Annotated in this window: 16 protein-coding genes; 6 read left to right on the top strand and 10 right to left on the bottom strand. The window is 68.4% G+C overall.

What is annotated here, in order from left to right; genetic code table 11:
• Window positions 1-954, bottom strand: coding sequence for a DMT family transporter (locus tag T336_RS0107655; RefSeq protein WP_026432096.1), 954 nt, complete (start codon window positions 952-954; stop codon window positions 1-3).
• A gap of 90 nt (window positions 955-1,044) precedes the next feature.
• Here T336_RS0107655 and T336_RS0107660 point away from each other — a divergent pair, with 90 nt between their 5' ends.
• Complete coding sequence (locus tag T336_RS0107660; protein ID WP_026432097.1) at window positions 1,045-2,010, top strand: LysR family transcriptional regulator; 966 nt, start codon at window positions 1,045-1,047, stop codon at window positions 2,008-2,010.
• Window positions 2,011-2,107: 97 nt separating this feature from the next.
• On the top strand, window positions 2,108-3,334 hold the full coding sequence (locus T336_RS0107665; protein ID WP_026432098.1) for a sensor domain-containing phosphodiesterase: 1,227 nt from the start codon (window positions 2,108-2,110) through the stop codon (window positions 3,332-3,334).
• Here T336_RS0107665 and T336_RS0107670 read toward each other — a convergent pair.
• From T336_RS0107670 to T336_RS0107680, 3 genes are read right to left on the bottom strand one after another with little or no spacing between them, the layout of a single operon-like run.
• Window positions 3,331-4,314, bottom strand: a complete 984-nt coding sequence (locus tag T336_RS0107670; RefSeq protein WP_026432099.1) for a MarR family winged helix-turn-helix transcriptional regulator — start codon at window positions 4,312-4,314, stop codon at window positions 3,331-3,333. The two genes, T336_RS0107665 and T336_RS0107670, sit on opposite strands and share 4 nt — an antisense overlap.
• Window positions 4,315-4,361: 47 nt before the next feature.
• Window positions 4,362-5,375: a Bug family tripartite tricarboxylate transporter substrate binding protein gene (locus T336_RS0107675; protein ID WP_026432100.1), complete on the bottom strand. Its 1,014-nt coding sequence runs from the start codon at window positions 5,373-5,375 to the stop codon at window positions 4,362-4,364.
• Between the two features lie 57 nt (window positions 5,376-5,432).
• On the bottom strand, window positions 5,433-6,260 hold the full coding sequence (locus T336_RS0107680) for an alpha/beta fold hydrolase (protein WP_244883895.1): 828 nt from the start codon (window positions 6,258-6,260) through the stop codon (window positions 5,433-5,435).
• An 80-nt stretch (window positions 6,261-6,340) separates the two neighbouring features.
• Here T336_RS0107680 and T336_RS0107685 point away from each other — a divergent pair, with 80 nt between their 5' ends.
• Window positions 6,341-7,252 (top strand): LysR family transcriptional regulator, encoded by a 912-nt coding sequence (locus T336_RS0107685; RefSeq protein ID WP_035225462.1) that lies wholly within the window; start codon window positions 6,341-6,343, stop codon window positions 7,250-7,252.
• Between the two features lie 153 nt (window positions 7,253-7,405).
• Here T336_RS0107685 and T336_RS27590 read toward each other — a convergent pair whose 3' ends face one another.
• Window positions 7,406-7,882 (bottom strand): surface-adhesin E family protein, encoded by a 477-nt coding sequence (locus T336_RS27590; protein ID WP_404821583.1) that lies wholly within the window; start codon window positions 7,880-7,882, stop codon window positions 7,406-7,408.
• On the opposite strand from T336_RS27590, the gene T336_RS26555 reads away from it, so the two are divergent.
• The gene (locus T336_RS26555) at window positions 7,846-8,547 is read left to right on the top strand and encodes a hypothetical protein (protein WP_156957814.1); all 702 of its coding nucleotides are present in this window, start codon (window positions 7,846-7,848) and stop codon (window positions 8,545-8,547) included. The genes T336_RS27590 and T336_RS26555 overlap by 37 nt on opposite strands.
• A 246-nt stretch (window positions 8,548-8,793) precedes the next feature.
• Here T336_RS26555 and T336_RS26005 read toward each other — a convergent pair whose 3' ends face one another.
• Together T336_RS26005 and ssb are read right to left on the bottom strand one after the other, a co-directional pair.
• Complete coding sequence (locus tag T336_RS26005; protein ID WP_035225463.1) at window positions 8,794-10,590, bottom strand: ATP-dependent nuclease; 1,797 nt, start codon at window positions 10,588-10,590, stop codon at window positions 8,794-8,796.
• 386 nt (window positions 10,591-10,976) lie between these two features.
• Window positions 10,977-11,543: a single-stranded DNA-binding protein gene (gene ssb, locus T336_RS0107705; protein ID WP_013597010.1), complete on the bottom strand. Its 567-nt coding sequence runs from the start codon at window positions 11,541-11,543 to the stop codon at window positions 10,977-10,979.
• Between the two features lie 215 nt (window positions 11,544-11,758).
• Here ssb and T336_RS0107710 point away from each other — a divergent pair, with 215 nt between their 5' ends.
• Window positions 11,759-13,168, top strand: a complete 1,410-nt coding sequence (locus tag T336_RS0107710; RefSeq protein ID WP_026432104.1) for a chloride channel protein — start codon at window positions 11,759-11,761, stop codon at window positions 13,166-13,168.
• A gap of 21 nt (window positions 13,169-13,189) precedes the next feature.
• Here T336_RS0107710 and T336_RS0107715 read toward each other — a convergent pair whose 3' ends face one another.
• From T336_RS0107715 to cysC, 3 genes are all read right to left on the bottom strand, one after another.
• Complete coding sequence (locus tag T336_RS0107715; RefSeq protein WP_026432105.1) at window positions 13,190-14,380, bottom strand: MFS transporter; 1,191 nt, start codon at window positions 14,378-14,380, stop codon at window positions 13,190-13,192.
• A gap of 136 nt (window positions 14,381-14,516) precedes the next feature.
• On the bottom strand, window positions 14,517-15,380 hold the full coding sequence (locus T336_RS0107720) for a ubiquitin family protein (RefSeq protein WP_026432106.1): 864 nt from the start codon (window positions 15,378-15,380) through the stop codon (window positions 14,517-14,519).
• Between the two features lie 184 nt (window positions 15,381-15,564).
• Entirely contained in the window at window positions 15,565-16,167 is a 603-nt protein-coding gene (gene cysC / locus T336_RS0107725) for an adenylyl-sulfate kinase (RefSeq protein ID WP_026432107.1), read from the bottom strand.
• A gap of 97 nt (window positions 16,168-16,264) precedes the next feature.
• On the opposite strand from cysC, the gene uvrA reads away from it, so the two are divergent.
• Window positions 16,265-19,318 carry an excinuclease ABC subunit UvrA gene (gene uvrA / locus T336_RS0107730; RefSeq protein WP_026432108.1) on the top strand — a complete coding sequence of 1,018 codons (3,054 nt, stop codon included), beginning with the start codon at window positions 16,265-16,267 and terminating at the stop codon, window positions 19,316-19,318.
• Window positions 19,319-19,331: the final 13 nt, after the last annotated feature.

Raw genomic sequence — 19,331 nt, forward strand, 5'->3', positions numbered from 1 at the left:
TCATGCTTTCGCTGCCGGTGCAGGGCAGGCCCCGGCAGCGCTCCTCCGCGTGACCCACCAGGCCGCCCCGACGACCAGCAGTCCGCCGAGCCAGCCCTGCGCCGTCATGCGCTCGCCCATCCACAGCATGGCGATGAGGGCGCCCCACAGCGGCTCGCTGCCCATGAGCAGGGCCACGCGCGAGGGGCTGGTGCGTGATGCCGCGTGGTTCTGCACGAAAAACGCGAACAGCGTGCACAGCAGCACCAGGAAGGCCATGGCCCCCCAGAACGGCACGGTGCGCGGCAGCGGCGGCCAGCCGGGGCCCTGCACCGCGAGCATCAGGGCTGCCGAGCCCAGGGCCATCACGCCCATCTGCACCGCGGTCACGGTGAGCGCGGGCAGCCCGTGCCGCTGGCCGTGGCGGCGCGTGAGGCAGACCATCGCGCCGCGCAGGAAGGCCGCGAGCACCATCAGGCCGTCTCCCCAGGCGAGGCCGGATACCCCGCCGTGCTGGAAGGCCAGCAGCCCGGCGCCCAGCAGCGACAGCGCGGCGGCCGACAGCACGGCGCGGCCGGGCCTTTCCCTGAGCAGCCACCATTCGCACAGCGGCGTGAAGGCCACGCAGAGGCTGATCAGGAAGGCTGCGTTCGATGCCGTGGTCAGCGAGACGCCGAAGGTTTCGCACACGAAGATCGCCAGCAGGTTCAGGCCCAGCACCGATGCACCACCGAGCGCCGCGCGCCAGTCCGGCACGGCGAGCCCGCGCAGTGCCGGCAGCAGGAGCAGGAAGGTCAGGCCGAAGCGCAGCACCAGGAACTGCAGCACGGGCACCTGGGCGGTGGCGGTCTTCGCGGCGCTGTAGCTGCCGCCCCAGATCACGGCCACCAGGAGCAGCAGCGCCTCGGTGGCGCCGAACCGCGGCATGCGCCGCATGCCGATGTTTCCGTCAACGCGGATGCCGCGTGCCTGCATGCCTGTGCTCCTGGGGTACTGTGTGCCGGGATTGTTCGCCGCGCTGCCGGGCATTGACTAGACTGCGCGGCAGAACAGGAGCTGTGCCCGGTGAGAACAGATGACGCCCTCGAGGTGATGGTGGAACTCGTGGCCTTCGTCCGCGTGGCGGAAGCCGGCAGCTTCTCCGCGGCCGCGCGCCGGCATGGGCTGACGCCGTCCGCCGTGAGCCGGCAGGTGGCGCGCCTGGAAAAGACCCTGGGCGTCTCCCTGCTGCAGCGCACGACCCGGCAGCTGCGGCTGACGGAGGCCGGGCTGGAGGTGCTGGAACGCGGGCGCGCCATGGTGGCCGCCGCCCGGGCCACCCTGCAGGCCGCCGAAGGCCATGTCGGCACGCCCCGGGGGCTGGTGCGTCTCAGCGCGCCCAAGGCCTTCGCGCGCCATGTGCTGCACGGGCCCCTGCTGTCCTTCCTGCGCCTGCATCCGGAGGTGGACCTGCACCTGCTGGTGCTCGACCGGCCCGTAGATGCCCTGCGCGAGGACATCGACCTCGTCGTCCGCATGACCGACGACCCGCCGCAGGGCATGGTGGCCCGAGCGCTGATGCCGGTGCGGCAATGGGTGCTCGCCAGCCCGGACTATCTCGCCGCGCGGGGGGCTGTCCGCCGGCCCGAGGACCTGGCAGGCCACAGCTGCCTGCCGCTCGGCGAGCAGCCGGGAGACAGCCGCTGGCGCTTCGCCCGTGACGGCGACGGACATCACGGAGATGGCGTGGTGGAGGTGCAGGTCGCCGGCCGCTACACGGTCAACCACAGCGAGATGCGCCTCGCGGCGATCGAGTCGGGGCTGGGCGTGGGTTGCGTGCCGGATTTCGTGGCGCGCGACGCGCTGCAGGCCGGGCGGGTGGTGCGCGTACTGCCCGGCTGGACCGTGGGCAGCGATTACCAGGGCACCGCCTACCTGGTGTTTCCCGCGTCCTGCCATACCGCGCCTAAGTTGCGGGCGCTGATCGACCACCTGGTTGCCGAACTGGCACCTGCCGGCAGGAATCCGCCCTGTCGCCCTGCCTCTCCATGAATCAAGGATGGCTATCGGACAAGGTTCACCCGTAAACTACGCACGAGAGAGGGCTGGGCAGCGCCGCAACGGGCTGTGCAGGCAAACAAGGAGGTATATGGCAACGACCAACTACTCCGATCCGCTGGCACCGTTCTTCGAGCATTCCGTCAGCGCCACCGGGCTCGAGCGCGTCCTGCAGGTGGTCCGCAGGCATCTGTCGATGGACGTTGCGTTCATCTCCCGCTTCCAGGAAAGCGACCGCGTGCTCGACTACGTGGATGGCGATGAACCCTGCGTACTGCGACCCGGGCAGGTGATCCCGCTCGGCAGCGGGTACTGCCTGAAGGTGATCCGGGGCGAATTGCCGGAATACATCCCCGACACGTCCCGCGTGCCCGCGGCCATGGAGATTCCGGAGACGAAGTCCATTCCCATCGGCTCGCACCTCAGCACGCCCATCGTGCTGGAGGACAAGCGCCTGTTCGGTACGCTGTGCTGCTTCAGCTACGCGCCCGTCGCGTCGCTGGCCGAGCGCGACATGGACGTGCTGCGCGCCTTCGCCGAGTTTCTGGGCTTCTATTTCGACGCGGCAGCCCGGCGCGAGAAGGAGCAGGAGGCCGTCGCGCGCGTCATCCGCACGGCGATGCACGACGGCCACCTGCGCATCGTGTTCCAGCCCGTCTATGACCTGGCGCGGCGCAGCCTCCACAGTTTCGAATGCCTGTCCCGGTTCGACGTGGAGCCCCTGCGACCGCCGGACCAGTGGTTCAGCGCGGCCCACAGCGTGGGGCTGGGCATGGAACTGGAACTGCATGCCATCCGCCGGGCCCTGGCGTCGCTGGGATGCTTTCCCGCCGATGTCCCGTTCAACGTGAACTGCTCTCCGGACTTCATCCTCTCGGGCAGGCTGCAGTCGCTGCTGGAAGACGGCACCGACCTGTCGCGCGTGGTGCTGGAGGTGACCGAGCATGCCTCCGTGAACGACTACGCGGCCCTGGCCGAGGCCCTGCAGCCGCTGCGCGCCCAGGGGGCCCGCCTGGCCGTGGACGATGCGGGTGCCGGCTACTGCAGCATGCGCCACATCCTCCAGCTGCAGCCGGAGATCATCAAGCTCGACATGAGCATCACGCATTCCATCGACCGCGACATCCACCGGCGGGCGCTGGCCAAGGGGCTGATCAGCTTCGCGCACGAGATCGGCAGCCAGATCGTCGCCGAAGGGGTGGAAGAGGCCGCCGAACTGGAGGCCCTGGGCCGCCTGGGCGTGGACTTCGTACAGGGCTACTACCTGGCCCGGCCCCTGGGGCTGCAGGATGCCGTCCTGGCTGCCCGGGGGGCCTAGGGACGACGCCGCACGAAGCGCTGCTCCAGCACTTCCCGCCCCCACTGGCTTCCCGGACGCTCCTCCTCGCAGGCGAAACCATGCGCCTCGTACAGGCGGCGGGCGGCGTGCAGGCCGCTGAAGGTCCACAGGTGCGTTTCGGCGAAGGCCGGCCGGGCGTCCACAAATGCGAGGGCGGCCTCCAGCAGCTGGCGGCCGACGCCGCCGCCGCGCACCCCGTCATCCACGATGAACCAGCGCAGGTGGGCAGTGTCCGGGCCGAGGTCTTCGCCGTCGATGGCCACCGATCCGGCGATCCGGCCGTCCACCTCGGCCGTCCACACGGCGTTGGGCGACGGATCCTGGGTGTCCAGCCGGCCGCAGAACTCCGCCAGGCCGCCCGCCACCACGGATTCGAACCGCTGGCCGAAACCCGCCTCCCGCGCGTAGAAGAGCGCATGCATTTCGGTGACACGGGCGATCAGCCCGGGGCGGTAGCCGGAGCACAGGGCCACCGCGGGCCGTGGCTGTGGACGCTGAGGGGCCGCTGCGGGCCCGCCCTGGTCCATCCGGGCCAGCGCGGCGGCATACAGGCGCACGCCTTCGAGCACGGCGCGGTCTTCCCCCGGCCCCAGGTGCTCCAGGGCGCCGACCACCTGAGCCCGCGCGAACGCATGGATGCCCGCCACGCGTCGCCGGCCGCGCGCTGTCAGCGCCAGTTGCTTCACGCGCCCGTCCTGCGCGCCGGCCGTTTCCCGCACGTCGCCCGAGGCCACCAGCTTGCGCAGCATGCGGCTCACGCTGGATTTCTCCAGCCGCAGGCGCTCGCCCAGGTCGCGCGCCGTCAGCTGTCCGCCGTCCTGCCCGATCTCGATCAGGGCGTGCACCGCGGAAGGCGAGAGATCGGTGCCCGCGAAATCGCCCCCCATGAAACCGAGGGCGCGCACCAGGGTGCGGGATGCGGCGCGGAGTTCTTCGACCAGTACGGGAGGGGTGGACATGGGCTGGCTCCAATTGGTTGTATCGTACAACCAATTGGAGCGCCCGCCTACATGCGTTCGATCCCCGCCATCTCCACCCACTGCGCCCAGCGGCGGATGTCTTCCTGGATGAAGCGCTGCAGGTCGGGCCCGGAGCGCCATGCGTTCTCGAAGCCGCGCGCGGCGTAGGCCTGTTGTACCGCGGGGTCGGCCATGGCCTGCTGCAGTGCGCGGCCCATGCCCTCGACGGCCGCGGCCGGCGTGCTGGCCGGCGCAGCCAGGCCGAACCAGCCCTGCAACTCCAATCCGGGCACGACAGAGCTGGCCGCCGGCACCTGGGGCAGCGCCGGCAGCGGTCGGGGGCTGGTGACGGCGATCGGGCGCAGCCGGTCGTTTTGCAGCGCGGGCGCGGCCGAGAGCGTGTCGATGAACACGAAATCCAGCTGGCCGCCGATGAGGTCCGTCAGGATCTGCGTGACCGATTTGTATGAAACGCCCTGGTAGCGCAGATGGGCGAGCACGCGCAGCAGTTCGGCCGGCACCTGGGAGGACGAGCTGTAGTAGCCGTAGTTCAGCGTGCCGGGGCGGGCGCGCGCCGCCGCCACCAGTTCCTCCAGGCTGCGGTATGGCGCGTCGGAGCGCACCAGCAGCACGGAGCTGAAGCGGCCGAACATGCCGACCTGCACGAAATCCTTCAGCGGGTCATAGCGCAGGTTGCGGTAGAGGCTGACATTGGCGGCGTGCGTGGAGTTGCTGGTGAGCAGGAAGGTATAGCCGTCCGGTGGCGCGGCCTTGGCGGCCAGCGCGCCCAGGATGCCTGCGGCACCCGGGCGGTTGTCCACCACCACGTTGGCCTGCGGCAGCGTGCGAGGCACGTGGCTGGCGAAGGTGCGCGCCACGAAATCCGCCGCCCCCCCCGCCGCGGAAGGCACGATGAGGCTGATGGGCCGGCCGCCCGGCCACGGAGCATCCGCCGCGCGGGCAGCGGGCAGGGCCAGCGGGGCGAGCGGCAGGCACGCCAGGCCGCGCAGCAGGGCGCGGCGCCGGGGCAGCGGCGGGGTGGAAGGGGCGGTGCGGCGCATGGGAATGTCTCCTGTTGGCTGGTCTTGGAATGGGGGCGAGGGGAGGCCGGTGTGGCGTCACGCCTGTGCCGGCAGGCGGGCGAGCGCGGCCAGGAAGGGGTGCAGCGCCTGCAGGTACTGCGGCAGGCAGTCCACCATGGGCGTGTGGCCGCCGGGCAGCAACCGCAGCTGTGCCGAGGGCAGGCAGTCCGCGAGTTCCTCGGCATCCGCCACGCTGCGACGCACGTCCCGTTCCCCGTGCAACACGAGTGCCGGGCAGCGCAGCGAGGGCAGCAGAGGGCGCAGGTCCACGGCGCGCAGGCCCTCGACGCTTTGCAGCAGCGCCTCGGGCGCCAGGCTGTCCAGGTAGGCGCACAGCTGCGCGAAAAGCATGGCTGGCGGCGTGCGGGCGAAGCAGGTGCGCAGGAAATCCCGCCGGGCCTCCGTGGTCCAGCCTTCGCGCACCCGACGGGCGAAGCCTGGATCGCCATGGCGGCTGCTGTGCGCGCCGGTATTGCCCGCCACCACGCCCGCCACCGGCAACCCGGGCTGCAGCGCGGTCAGCAGGGCCAGCACCCCGCCCACGGAGTAGCCCAGCAGGACTACCGGCCCGGCATCGCCGTCCTGCACGCGCGGGCGCAGGGCGTCGGCCAGGCGCCGCGCCACTGCGCGCGGTTCGCAGGAATGCGGACTGCGGGGCGGCTCGGCCCAGTCCACGGGCTGCACCGTCCAGCCCGGCGCGTGCAGGCGCCCGAACACGGCGGGCGAGCAGCCAGCGCCGGGCAGGGCCACGAGCAGCGGTCCGCGCAGCGCGCGCCAGTCCACCGCATCCATGGCCGCGGGCGGCAGGGGCGGCGCTCCGGGGGCATCGACGGGGTGGGGGCGGGAGGCGGGGAGCGGGGGCATGGCGGCCATCGTAGGCAGCAGCCGCTGATGCGGATAGGGAATAATTTTCATCCAATGATGAGCAAGAGGAATCAAATGCCATGACTTCTCCGTCCCCGCTGCTGCCCGACCTGCCGGTCACCCAGGTGCGCCACTTCCTGCTCGTGGCCGAGCACGGCGGCTTCCAGGCAGCGGCGGACAAGGCCTTCCGCACGCAGCCGGCCATCACCAAGTCGATCCAGGCGCTGGAAGAGCGCCTGGGCGGCGCGCTGCTGGAGCCGGGCCGGCGCTCCGTGCTCACGCCCCTCGGCCTGCAGTGCCTGCCGTTCCTGCGCGAATTGGTGTTGCACCACGACCGCACGGCCGCGGCGGTGTCCGCTTTCGTGCGCAAGGACCGGGGCACGCTGACCGTGGCGGCCATCGCCGCGGTGGCCGGCAACTGGCTGCCGGGCCTGGTGAGCGGCTACCTGCAGGACCACCCGGGCGTGGCCGTGCGCCTGCTGGACGACAACTCGCGCAACGTGGAGCGCATGGTGCGCGACGGGGAGGTGGATTTCGGTGTGGGCAGCCTCGTGTCGGAGGCGCCGGAGATCGCATTCGAACCCCTGGCGGACGATGCCTTCGGCCTCGTGTGCAGCCGCCGCCACCCGCTGGCGCGGCGCCGCCAGTTGCGCTGGGACGAACTGCAGGGCCTGCCCCTGCTGGGCACGACCGCCCACCACCAGCTGGCCGCCTGGCCGGAAGAGGCCCGCTGGCTGCAGGCACCGGTGATGCAGGTCAGCACCATGCTGACCATGCTGGCGCTGCTCGACGCCAACGTGGGAGTGACCGTGCTGGCCCGCCTGGGCATGCCGGCCATGCTGGCCGACCGGCTGGCCTTCGTGCCCCTGGTGGCGCCCCGGCGCGAGCGCCGGCTGGGCATTTTGCGCTTGGCGGGCCGGTCGCTCAGCCCGGCCGCGCAGGCGATGCGGGAGCGGTTGCTGGAGCATGCGGAGGGGTTGCGGGTTACCTAGGGCTTGTCCGAAGACCGTTTGCGCAGCACCGCTTGGATCCGGTCCGTACCGGAGGCGGCCGCGACCACCGCATGGAGGCCTTCTTCCATAGCAGGCCATTCGATCGCCGCATCGACGCGATCTAGTCGTGTCGTCAGGTGAACGCCCGCTTCGTCACTTGTTTAAATCGCTACCTGCCAGGCGACATGCTACCCGCATCAGGCTCTCGCCCATGGTCCGTGCTACAGGAAACCTGAACGCTAACTCGTCGTCCTCAAACCGGTACTCTCCTGCGCGCACAGAAGAAGCGGTGTCGGAGAAGTAGACGGTTTGTATGGGTGCCCAACTGCGATACAAACAGTTGTAAAGCGCAGTCGTGATGCTGCTGCGATATTCGAAGCCCCGGACACCCGTGACGTCGGAGCTTGCGATGCGGCTTCTGGCAAAGACGTATTTGCCCCGCACCTCTACACTCGTGGCATCCAGATAGGACGCCGTTCTACTATTCGAATCGACAAGCAGCCAATCGCCCTGTGGACCTACCTTCGAGTCTCCTACCGCGTTCGCAGTCGGCATGTTGAGTAAGGACACGGACAGGACTAGCAGCACCCTCAATGAAGAACACTTCCAAAATGAAAAATTTCTCGTCATTGCTTCGAACCCTGGTTGCAGCGGCGACTTTGGCCCAATGCAGCATGTTGAGTGCCCAAGAGGTCAGATACGCTGAATCGCCGCGTATCGCAGTGTACCTACCTGATGGGTTTTGTGAGTTGGGTTCCAGTGCGCATGAGATGGAGCGGAAACGTTTTGTGCAGGAGAGCTTGGGAAGTGCACGCGAACTCCTAAGTCTTCTCGCTCCTTGCAATGAGGTCGTGAAGCTTGCGGCGGGAAAAACGATCGCATTTCAACGTTGGGTGATTGTCGAATTGCCAAAGGTTAATGAAACGTACTATTCCGCACTGTCGAGTGAAACGTTTGTGCAGCAGGCTATGGCACAAGCTGCTGAAGATCCCGCCGATGTGTTGACGCGGTTGGAAAAAAGGCTGAAGCGACAGATGCGTGACCAGATCGCTATAGATCCTATACATTCAGGCGTTATTTCCTCAGATTTAGCTACGTATCAAGGTAGTATTGCCAGCGTCAAGACTCTGGATGGAAAAATCGGGACCATAATTGGCGTTGAAGCGATGACGGCTGCAAAGGGCATTGTTGTCAGGTGCTCCATGTTTGAGCTTGCTGATGCAATGTCGTCGTTCGAAATGTTGCTCAAAAAGCAGCGTGGGCTCATGGCGAAGTTTCTGGCGATCAACGAATAGGAGCACACTTGGATCCCGATCTATATCGGGTGACTAACGCTTGCGGCATAACCCCACTCCGCAATTCGCAGCGTCATCGCATAGCGCGCTTCTACGCACATCTCGTCAGCGAGCCAATACGTATCTCAACTTGCCATTGCTTGGTCAGGTTAACGGCAATGGTTTGCTAACAACCCAGATGAGAATTGCCCCGCATAACATTCTTCAGCAAATCGAGCCGCGTGACGCGCTGAACTTCCATGGTCCTTACTTCATGAGCGCCTCTATCTCCTTGAAGAGCGTCAGCATGTCCTCCGCGACCTCAGCTTTTTCCAGCTTTGCAGCTACGTCATCGCGAGTAATGCTGAAGAAGCGTTTAAGTGAAGTATCGCCTTTCGTGAAAATTTCCTTTGCGTGAGCGTCCTGCACGGCCGCGACCACGTCGGAGGGCGTGGGGTCATCTGGCAGCAGGAGCGAATGCTTCTGTGCAAAGTAGTCGTTGACCTGCTGAACATCCACATCAGCGGCGCGCGCGATTGCCTCCTTAGAAAGCAGATAGTTCTCGACGTGTCTGCGACGCCATTTCAATGCCTTGTACCCCGCCTCTTTTGACGGGAAGCTCTTGTCGAATAAGGAAGAGCTAGTCGTGTTGCTCGGTTCGTCGTCACGGTCCCTGATGCTGATCGCCTTCAACCCAGGAATTTCCTTCAGCAGTTGCATGTAGAGCTTGTGTCGCTCTCCCGCCGAGCCGGTCCAGTACCAGGGCACCAACTTCTCCGGCCACGCTACGCCAGCCCGCTCGGCGATAGTCTTCAAAAAGCGCTCGTCACTTGGAGCTTCAAGAATCAAGAGTCGCCTGCTTTCCATCAATGCATGGAGCGTGGGGGTGTGGACTGTGCCAATCCCACCGAGAACCGAGACCTTCGCTGCGGCGTCAGCCATGTACTTCGCCTTTCGGTTCGCGACGGCAAGTATGCGATCGTGATCATAGAGACGGATTAGCTCGGGCGAATGCGTCGCAAGCAAGACTTGCTTATTCTTAACGTCAGTTATGTTGTCAAGCGCCAAGAGCAATTCTTTCTGAAGGGCTGCATTGAGGTGGGCGTCAGGCTCGTCGAGCAACACGATATCCACATCATCGGAAAGTGCCAGCGCGTAAACACTGAGCCATTGCAAAAAGCCACTGCCCTCGACCATGATGTCGCGCGCGTTGTAGCGAGGGAACCGCTCGAATGACCCGTCGTCCTTCACTTTGCCTTTGACGCATTCGACACGCAGATAGCTGTGATAACGCTCGTTGAAGGGCATCATTCTCAGGTCCGTCCCAAAGATTGACTGAGTCGTCCGAAGCAAAATCTCCCATGCATCATTCTGTCGAAGGCGGCGGAGGTCAGAGTTTTTGATTTTTGGTTTATCACCGCGCAAAACCAAACGCGCCGCCTGGTTTCGAGAGTGCATCTCGAACAACATGTTGCGAATTACGCCGCCTGAAAGCCCTTGACCTAGCAGACGCGCACGCATTGCCGGCGACAAACGGTTCTCCCGGTCTGTAATTCCAGCGAAGGGCGGCAGGTAGGCGACCCGAGGAACCCTAGGGCCCACTGAATCGTCTGGGCCGGGATTGACTTCGTTGGCCTTAAGGTTCGTCGAGGTAGCTTTGATAAAAAGGCGATCATTGGAGAGAGCAAGGCCAATCTCCAGATGCCGCTCATCCCCTGGGGCAATATCCCAGTAGACGCCTATTTTGAGCGTATAGCCATCTGGCTCGCTCTCACGAATTGTCTTCAGGTTGGTCCAAAGATGGCTTAAAGCCGGCAGTTGTAGCGGTGTGAAGTCCACGATGCCTAGTCCAATCCCAGCTTTGGATACCGTGGGCAACCAGCCTGCAGGGCCCTTTTCTATCTCAAGCAGCGTCTTGCAGAACTGCCAAGTAGCAAGCGCTTGCAAAACCGAAGACTTGCCTGAGTTGTTACCCCCAACAATCAGGGAAAGCCCCCCCCTGAGGTCGATGCTGGTCGCCTGAAATTGCTTAAACCGGTGCAGCGTGATCTTCTTAATCTGCATAGCGCCTCCTTGTACGGGCGAAGTATGACTCCGCTGCAGCGCAGGAACTGATTGCGGCGTACGAGACGCTCGGCGTTGCCTACATCCAGCGAAGCAACGGCATGCCTGCGACCTAAGGCTGGACAGTGGAACTGAAAGTGCGGTGTGCCTTAGGGCCAAAGAGATCGGCCATCTCATGCTCGCTAAACAGACTTACTGCGTTGGATCGGCCTTGCCTGTGTTTAGACGGGGAAAGCAAGCCCGTCGAGCTTCTAGCTTTTCAGTAAGCGACCTTGCCCGCAACGCTCCAGCAGGTTCGCTTTGCTTTGAGTAAGAAAAAGCCCCGCAGGCCGATGGCATGCGGGGCTCTGTGATACCGGCCATGCCGGCGCAGCGGTGTCTGCGGATCAGAACGGAATATCGTCGTCCATGTCATCGAACCCCGACGCCGCGCGCGGCGCCTGGGCCGCGGGGGCCGGAGCAGGGCGGGGCGCCGGTGCCGGCCGCGGTGCCGCCGCCTGGGGCGCAGGGCGGCGCGCGGGCGCCGGCGCGCTGTTGCCGCCGCCGTAGCCATCGTCGCCACCGCCGTAGCCGCCGTCGTCATAACCGCCACCACCGCCCTGGCCGCCGCCCATGCCCTGGCGGCTGCCGAGCATCTGCATGGTGTCGGCACGGATTTCGGTCGTGAATTTTTCCTGGCCCGACTGGTCGGTCCATTTGCGGGTGCGCAGGCTGCCTTCGACATAGACCTGGGAGCCCTTGCGCAGGTACTGGCCCACGATCTCGGCCAGGCGGCCGTTGAAAACGACGCGGTGCCACTCGGTGGCTTCCTTGTTTTCGCCGGTGTTCTTGTCGCGCCAGCGGTCGGTGGTGGCGATGGTGACGTTGGCGACCTGGTCGCCGCTGGGGAAGGTGCGCATCTCGGGGTCGCGCCCGAGGTTGCCGACGATGATGACTTTGTTGACGGATGCCATGGTGTGAAGGGGCCTGTAGAGAATGGTGGAGGAAAGGCACTACGGCCTGCGCGGCGGCCACGGGGGCGCCGCGAAGAGGGAGCGGGGATTGTGCCCCAAGCGGCCGATGCCTGCGCGCATCGCTCCCGCCCGGCAGGGTGCCACAATGTCCCTCCGCCCTGCCGCACCGACCGGCGCCCGCCGCGCCTGCGTCCGCCCCCGCCCACTGCCCCGCCATGCAACGAGAACCCGACTTCCTGGACAACCTGCGCTCGGAACTGCGCGACGGCCAGCGCTGGCTGGAGCGCAGCATCGTCCTGGCCTATGCCGTGGCGGCCGGGCTCAGCGTGGTGGTGTTCACCATGCTGGCGGAGTGGGCCTTCGCGGTGTTCGAGCGTGTCTATCACTGGGGTGGCGGCTGGGCCGTGCTGCTGTGGACGCCCGCGATCACCGCGGCGGTGGTCTGGGCCACGCGGCGCTGGGTGCCGGGCGCGGCCGGATCGGGCATCCCTCAGGTGATCGCGGCGCTGGAGCCCGGCCTCACGGCGCCCCAGCGGGGCCGTTTCGTCTCGCTGCGGCTGTCGGCCGCCAAGATCCTGCTGGCCAGCGCGGGGTTCATGGCGGGCCTGTCGATCGGGCGGGAAGGGCCGTCGGTGCAGGTGGCGGCGGGCGTGATGCACCATGCGCGCCGCTGGTTCGGGCCCCGGTCGGGCATCACCGCCCATGCGCTGCTGGTGGCCGGCGGGGCGGCGGGCATCGCCGCGGCCTTCAATGCGCCGCTGGCGGGCGTGGTGTTCGCCATCGAGGAGCTGTCCCGCAAGCTCGAGTCGCGCAGCAGCGGCCTGATCATCGCCGCCATCGTGCTGGCCGGCCTGATGGGGGTGTCGGCGTTCGGCAACCTGAGCTACTTCGGGCGCATCCAGGTGCCGCGGCTGGGCTGGGAGGCGCTGCTGCCGGGCCTGGCCGTCTCGCTGGCCTGCGGCGTCCTGGGCGGGCTGTTCGCCAAGCTGATGGCGGCGTCGCTCACGGGTGCGCCGGACCGTTTCAACCGCTGGCGGGCGCGCTGGCCGGTGCGCTTCGCGGCGGCCGGCGGGCTGGCGATCGCGGTGATCGGTCTCGTGACGGGCGGAGCGACCTTCGGCGCGGGCTCGGAGGCGGTCAAGCACATGCTGGCCGGCCAGGCGGACGTGCCGGCCTTCTACGTCACGCTCAAGTTCATCGCCACGTGGCTGTCGGCCTGGGTGGGGGTGCCGGGCGGGATCTTCGCGCCGTCGCTCTCGATCGGAGCGGGCGTGGGCCACAACGTGGCGCTGCTGGCCGGCGGGGACATCGCACCGGCCATCGCGCCGGCCCTGATCGCCATGGGCATGGCGGCCTTCCTGGCGGCGGTGACGCAGGCGCCGCTCACGGCCTTCATCATCGTGATGGAGATGGTGGACGGGCACGCGCTGGTGCTGAGCCTGATGTCCTCCGCGATGCTGGCGAGCCTGGTGTCCCGCATGCTGGCGCGGCCCCTCTACGAGACCCTGGCGGCCTCCATGCTGAGCGCCGCGCGGCTGCCCGAGGCGCCCGCGGACGTGGATGCTGCGGCGGAGCCTCCCGCTCCCGCGGAGGATGGCGCCCCGCGGGAACCCGCCGGTCGCTGAGCCGACCCGGGCGGACGGGCCTTACTTCCGCGCGCGGCCGCCGTGGGCCGGCACCGGCCGCATGCCCCAGGCCGCCGCCAGCCAGCCGAGGCAGAGCAGGGAGGTCGCCACGAACAGGCCGTGCGCGCCGCCCCAGCGCAGTAGCGCACCACCCAGGGCGCCGCCCGCGAACAGGCCCAGCGACTGCAGCGTGTTGTAGGTGCCCAGCGCCGCGCCACGCACGGCCGGCGGCGCGGTGCGGGAGACGAGGCTCGGCTGGCTGGCTTCGAGCGCGTTGAAGCCGCAGAAGAACAGGAACAGCAGCCCTCCCAGGGCCCACAGCCCCGGCGGCGTGCCGGCCGATGCCGCCCAGCCCAGCCCGAGCTGCACCAGCAGCACGAGGCCGATGGCACCCAGCAGGGCGCCGCGCAGCCGGCCGGCGCGCTCCAGGGCGAACAGGCCGCCCATGGCCAGGAAGGACAGCACCACGGCGGGCAGGTAGAGGTGCCAGTGCGCGCTCTTGGGCAGTCCGGCCTGTACCAGCAGGGCGGGCACGGCCACCCACATGGCCAGCTGCACCGTGTGCAGCGCGAAGACGCCGAGGTTCAGCCGCAGCAGGTCCGGGTGGCGCAGCACGTCGGCCAGGCGGCCGCGCGGTGCGTCCGCATGGCGTGCGGGCTCGGGCGGCACCACCCAGAGCACCACGGCGATGCCGGCCAGTGCCAGCGCGCAGGTCAGCCCGAAGATGCCGGGCAGGCCGAAGCGGGCGGCCAGCGGCGGGGCGGCCACGAGCGCCACGGCGAACATCAGCCCGATGCTGCCGCCCACGAGGGCCATGGCCTTGGTGCGCACCCCGTCGCGCGTCTGGTCGGCCAGCAGGGCGGTGACGGCGGCGGAGACGGCGCCCGCGCCCTGCAGCGCGCGGCCCAGCAGCAGCCCGCCGAGCGAATCGGCCAGTGCCGCCAGCAGGCTGCCGGCCGCGAACACCAGCAGGCCGAGCACGATGACGCGCTTGCGCCCGAAGCGGTCGGAGGCCATGCCCAGGGGCAGCTGCAGCACGGCCTGGGTCAGGCCGTAGATGCCCATGGCCAGGCCGACCAGGGCGGGGTCATCGCCGCCGGGGTACTTGCGCGCTTCGAGCGCGAACACCGGCAGCACCAGGAACAGCCCCAGCATGCGCAGCGCGAAGATGAGCGCCAGCGACAGGCTGGAGCGCCGCTCCAGCGGCGTCATCGTGGTGGCGGAGGCGGCGGGGATATCGGTCGCGGGCGTAGGCGGCAGGGGGTCCGGCACGGCAGAGGTCATCGGTTGCGGTCGATGGAAAGACGGCGATTCTCGCCCATCGCGCGCCTGCCGCGCCGGCGGGCCGTCAGCGGCGGCGCTGCCGCCAGCCGAGCACGCCGGCCGCGCAGGCCAGCAGCACCAGCGCGGCGGGGGAAAGCGTGGGCACCGGCGTGGCCTGTGCGGGCGCCGGCGCGGCCGCCAGCAGCGCCGGGCCGCCCGGATCGGCGATCACGCCCACGGTGGGGTCGGTGTCGCCCGCGCCGTTGTCGGTGATCGTGAAGGTGATCGTGTCGCCGGCGATCTGCGCGTCTGTCCATTCGAACCAGGTGTAGCGGTCCGCCCCGGGGCCGGAGGGGCCGAACTTGATGAATCGGGTGCCGTCGGGCAGGGCCTGGGGGTATTTCAGCGTCACCGTCACGCTGCCGGTGCAACTGGTGGCGACGAAGCGGAACACTCCGTGGGGGAACTGCGCGCCGGCCGGGCCGCCGGAGGGTATCTCGAAGGCGGTCTGGGTGGTATCGAACTGGCAGCCGCCCGCGACGGCCGGGCCGGACAGCGTGGCCGTGATGGTGCCCGTGCCGGTGGCCGACGCCGCCGAGAACGTGGTCGGGCTCAGCCGCTGCACGAGGTGCAGCGTGGAGTCCTTCTGGATGTTGTAGTCGGAGAGCGTGCGGCCGTCCTCCAGCTGCTTGCCCGCGAAGATGAGGCGCTGCTGCTCGGGCGGAATGCCCTTCTTGTCCTGTATCTGCGCCTTCACGTTCTCGATGGAGTCGCTGGGCTCCACGTCCAGCGCCAGGGTCTCGCCCGAGAGCATCTTCACGAAGATCTGCATGGCCCAGGCACCCTGGGCCCCGAAAGCGAGCACGCAGATGAGCGCAAATCGGGCGAAGGCGCGGCGCAGGGAGTCGGTGGCGGGCAGCGGGAAGGCGGGGGAAAGACCGGAGGGCATGGAAAAACGGTGGCACGACCGGAAGGCCGGGCCAAAAAGAAGGGGTAGAAGGCGTAACCGTCGAGCACGGAAAGCGTAACCCTCCATCATGACGGAACCACCTTGCCATGGAAAGCGCGTTCTGCGCAGTTTCCGCAGCCCAGGGCCGAACCACCGCCGGGCTGCAGGCCGGCGGGCCTGCGGATCAGGAAAGGTGGGCCTGGGTGGGCGGCAGGCCCAGTTGCGCGCGCAGGCGCTGTACGCACTGCGCCACGGAAAGCGCATCGGTACGCAGCTCCAATGCGGGAGCCTCCGGCGGCTCGTAGGGCGAATCGATCCCCGTGAAGCGCGGCAGTGCGCCGCTGCGGGCGCGCCGGTACAGGCCCTTGGGATCGCGCTCCTCGGCCACGGCCAGCGGCACGTTCACGTACACCTCGAGGAAATCCCCGGGCGCGAACAGCGCCTGCGCGGCCGCGCGCTCGGCCCGGAACGGCGAGATCAGCGCGACGATGGCGACCACCCCCGCATCCACGAACAGCCGCGCCACGTGCGCGGCCCGGCGGATGCTCTCGGCCCGGTCCGCGTCGGTGAACCCCAGGTCGCTGCTGAGCCCGGCACGCAGGCGGTCGCCGTCGATCACGAAGGTGCGCAGGCCGTCGCGGTGCAGCGAGGCCTCCAGCGCGTGCGCGAGGGTGGTCTTGCCCGCGGCCGAGAGACCCGTGAGCCAGACGGCCCGGGCGGGATGGCCCTGCAGGCGTTCGCGGTCCTGGCGGGTGATAGCGGTGGAAGCGGTGGACGGGAAGGTCATGGCGCGGGCGCCGGTGGAACGGGCTCTGATTATGGGCACGGGCGCCGCCGGCCCGCCTCACCTATCATGGTGGGTTTCCCGCTTGCCGACGCCCTCAGTGACCGAGCCCACCGCCCCCGATGATCCGCGCCCCGGCGACGGCGCCTATCTGGCCCGCGCCCTGCGCGAGCAGCGCATCAGCATCCGCGGCGCGCGCACGCACAACCTCAAGAACATCGACCTGGACCTGCCGCGCAACCAGTTGGTGGTCATCACCGGGCTGTCGGGCTCGGGCAAGTCCAGCCTCGCTTTCGACACGCTCTATGCCGAGGGCCAGCGGCGCTACGTGGAGAGCCTGTCTGCCTATGCCCGGCAGTTCCTGGGCCGCCTGGACAAGCCGGACGTGGACCTGATCGAGGGCCTGTCGCCCGCGATTTCGATCGAGCAGAAGGCCACCAGCCACAACCCGCGCTCCACCGTGGGCACGGTGACCGAGATCCACGACTACCTGCGCCTGCTCTACGCCCGCGCCGGCACGCCTTATTGCCCCGAGCACGGCCTGCCGCTGGCCGCGCAGACGGTGAGCCAGATGGTGGACACCGTGCTGGCGCTGCCCGAGGACACCCGCCTGATGGTGTTGGCCCCGGTGGCGCGCGGCCGCAAGGGCGAGTTCACCGAACTGTTCGCGCAGATGCAGGCGCTGGGCTACGTGCGCTTCCGGGTGGATGGAACGATCCACGAGGTGGAGAACCTGCCGCAGCTCAAGAAGACCGAGAAGCACGACATCGATGTGGTGATCGACCGGCTGAAGGTGCGCTCCGACGCGCAGCAACGGCTTGCCGAGAGCTTCGAGGCCGCGCTGCGCGTGGGCCAGGAGGCCGCGGGCGCCGACGGCAATGGCCGCGTGCTGGCGCTGGAGATGGATTCGGAGCGGGAGCACCTGTTTTCCAGCAAGTTCGCCTGCCCCATCTGCGGCTTCTCGCTGCCCGAGCTGGAGCCGCGCCTGTTCTCGTTCAACTCGCCGATCGGTGCCTGCCCCACCTGCGACGGCCTGGGCCAGCAGGAGGTGTTCGATCCGGTGCGGGTCGTGGCTTTCCCGTCTTTAAGCCTGGCCAGCGGCGCCATCAAGGGCTGGGACCGGCGCAACGGCTACTACTTCGCCATGCTGGAGAGCCTGGCCCGGCACTACGGCTTCGATGTCGAGGCGCCGTTCGAGTCGCTGCCCGAACGCGTGCGCAGCGCCGTGCTGTACGGCTCCGGCGAGGAAGAGATCGCCTTCAGCTACATCCTGGACAGCGGCGCCAACAAGGGCAAGGCCGTCGTCAGGAAGCACCCGTTCGAGGGCATCCTGCCGAACATGGCAAGGCGCTACCGCGAGACCGATTCCACCGTCGTGCGCGAAGACCTCGCGCGCCTGCGCAGCACCCAGCCCTGCCCCGACTGCCACGGCACGCGCCTGCGGCTGGAGGCGCGCCACGTGCGCGTGGGCGAGGGCGAGCAGTCCCGCGCCATCTACGAGGTGAGCCGCGCCACCCTGGCCGAGGCCCGGGCCTGGTTCGGGGCGCTGCAGCTGAGCGGCGCCAAGGCCGAGATCGCCGGCAAGGTGGTGCGCGAGATCGCCACGCGCCTCACGTTCCTGAACGACGTGGGCCTCAACTACCTGAGCCTGGACCGCAGCGCGGAGACGCTCTCGGGCGGCGAGGCGCAGCGCATCCGCCTGGCCAGCCAGATCGGCTCGGGCCTCACGGGCGTGATGTACGTGCTCGACGAGCCCAGCATCGGCCTGCACCAGCGCGACAACGACCGGCTCATCGCCACGCTGCAGCACCTGCGCGACATCGGCAACAGCGTGATCGTGGTCGAGCACGACGAGGACATGATCCGCGCCGCCGACCACTGCGTGGACATGGGCCCGGGCGCGGGCGTGCACGGCGGCCGCGTGATGGCCCAGGGCACGAGCGACGAGTTGAGCGCCCATCCCGAATCGCTCACCGGCCAGTACCTTTCGGGTGCGCGCGTCATCCCCGTGCCGGCACGCCGCACGCCCTGGCTGCCGGTGCTGGAGGCGCAGTCAGAGCCCGAGCCGCCGAAGAAGGGCAAGTCGCGCTTTCCTGAAACCGACGCGAGCCGCCGCCGCGCGGAGCGCATGGCCGAGCACCGCGCCACCCAGGGGCGCCTGCAGGCGCTGCGCGTGGTGGGCGCCACGGGCCACAGCCTGAAGAACGTGAGCGTGGAGTTCCCCGTGGGGCTGCTCACCTGCGTGACGGGCGTCTCGGGCTCGGGCAAGAGCACGCTGGTCAACGACACGCTCTACGCCGCCGTGGCCCGCCAGCTCTACCGGTCCCATGACGAGCCCGCGCCGCATGAAGCGATCGAGGGCATCGAGTACTTCGACAAGGTCATCAACGTCGATCAGTCGCCCATCGGCCGCACGCCGCGCAGCAACCCGGCTACCTATACGGGCCTGTTCACGCCGATCCGCGAGCTGATGGCCGAGACCAACATTGCCCGCGAACGCGGCTACGGCCCGGGCCGGTTCAGCTTCAACGTGGCCGGCGGGCGCTGCGAGGCCTGCCAGGGCGACGGCGTGGTGAAGGTGGAGATGCACTTCCTGCCCGACGTGTATGTGCCCTGCGACGTCTGCCATGGGCAGCGCTACAACCGCGAGACGCTGGAAGTGCAGTGGAAGGGCCGGAACATCGCGCAGATCCTGGACCTGACGGTGGAGGATGCCCATGCCTTCTTCCAGGACGTGCCGGCGATCGCCCGCAAGCTGCAGACACTGCTCGACGTGGGCCTGTCGTACATCCGCCTGGGGCAGGCCGCCACGACGCTTTCGGGCGGCGAGGCCCAGCGCGTGAAGCTGGCGCAGGAGCTGTCCAAGCGCGATACGGGCCGCACGCTCTACATCCTGGACGAGCCCACCACGGGCCTGCATTTCGCCGACATCGACCTTTTGCTCAAGGTGCTGCACCAGTTGCGCGACGCGGGCAACACCATCGTGGTGATCGAGCACAACCTGGACGTCATCAAGACGGCCGACTGGATCATCGACATGGGGCCCGAAGGCGGGGCGGGCGGCGGTACCGTGGTGGCCGAAGGCACGCCCGAGGAGGTGGCGGCGAACCCGGCGAGCCACACCGGGCGGTACCTGCAGCGGTATCTGGCGTAGGCGCGCCGGGTAC

The sequence above is a fragment of the Paracidovorax oryzae ATCC 19882 genome (genome assembly GCF_000687165.1).
GTDB classification, from domain to species: domain Bacteria; phylum Pseudomonadota; class Gammaproteobacteria; order Burkholderiales; family Burkholderiaceae_C; genus Paracidovorax; species Paracidovorax oryzae.

Coding starts and splice junctions, on each gene's coding strand:
- T336_RS26555 (WP_156957814.1), top strand. CDS start 7,846: ATGAAGAACACTTCCAAAATGAAAAATTTCTCGTCATTGCTTCGAACC.
- T336_RS0107675 (WP_026432100.1), bottom strand. CDS start 5,375: ATGCGCCGCACCGCCCCTTCCACCCCGCCGCTGCCCCGGCGCCGCGCC.
- cysC (WP_026432107.1), bottom strand. CDS start 16,167: ATGACCTTCCCGTCCACCGCTTCCACCGCTATCACCCGCCAGGACCGC.
- T336_RS0107680 (WP_244883895.1), bottom strand. CDS start 6,260: ATGCCCCCGCTCCCCGCCTCCCGCCCCCACCCCGTCGATGCCCCCGGA.
- T336_RS0107655 (WP_026432096.1), bottom strand. CDS start 954: ATGCAGGCACGCGGCATCCGCGTTGACGGAAACATCGGCATGCGGCGC.
- T336_RS0107715 (WP_026432105.1), bottom strand. CDS start 14,380: ATGACGCCGCTGGAGCGGCGCTCCAGCCTGTCGCTGGCGCTCATCTTC.
- T336_RS0107710 (WP_026432104.1), top strand. CDS start 11,759: ATGCAACGAGAACCCGACTTCCTGGACAACCTGCGCTCGGAACTGCGC.
- ssb (WP_013597010.1), bottom strand. CDS start 11,543: ATGGCATCCGTCAACAAAGTCATCATCGTCGGCAACCTCGGGCGCGAC.
- T336_RS26005 (WP_035225463.1), bottom strand. CDS start 10,590: ATGCAGATTAAGAAGATCACGCTGCACCGGTTTAAGCAATTTCAGGCG.
- T336_RS0107665 (WP_026432098.1), top strand. CDS start 2,108: ATGGCAACGACCAACTACTCCGATCCGCTGGCACCGTTCTTCGAGCAT.
- T336_RS0107685 (WP_035225462.1), top strand. CDS start 6,341: ATGACTTCTCCGTCCCCGCTGCTGCCCGACCTGCCGGTCACCCAGGTG.
- T336_RS0107670 (WP_026432099.1), bottom strand. CDS start 4,314: ATGTCCACCCCTCCCGTACTGGTCGAAGAACTCCGCGCCGCATCCCGC.
- T336_RS27590 (WP_404821583.1), bottom strand. CDS start 7,882: ATGACGAGAAATTTTTCATTTTGGAAGTGTTCTTCATTGAGGGTGCTG.
- T336_RS0107720 (WP_026432106.1), bottom strand. CDS start 15,380: ATGCCCTCCGGTCTTTCCCCCGCCTTCCCGCTGCCCGCCACCGACTCC.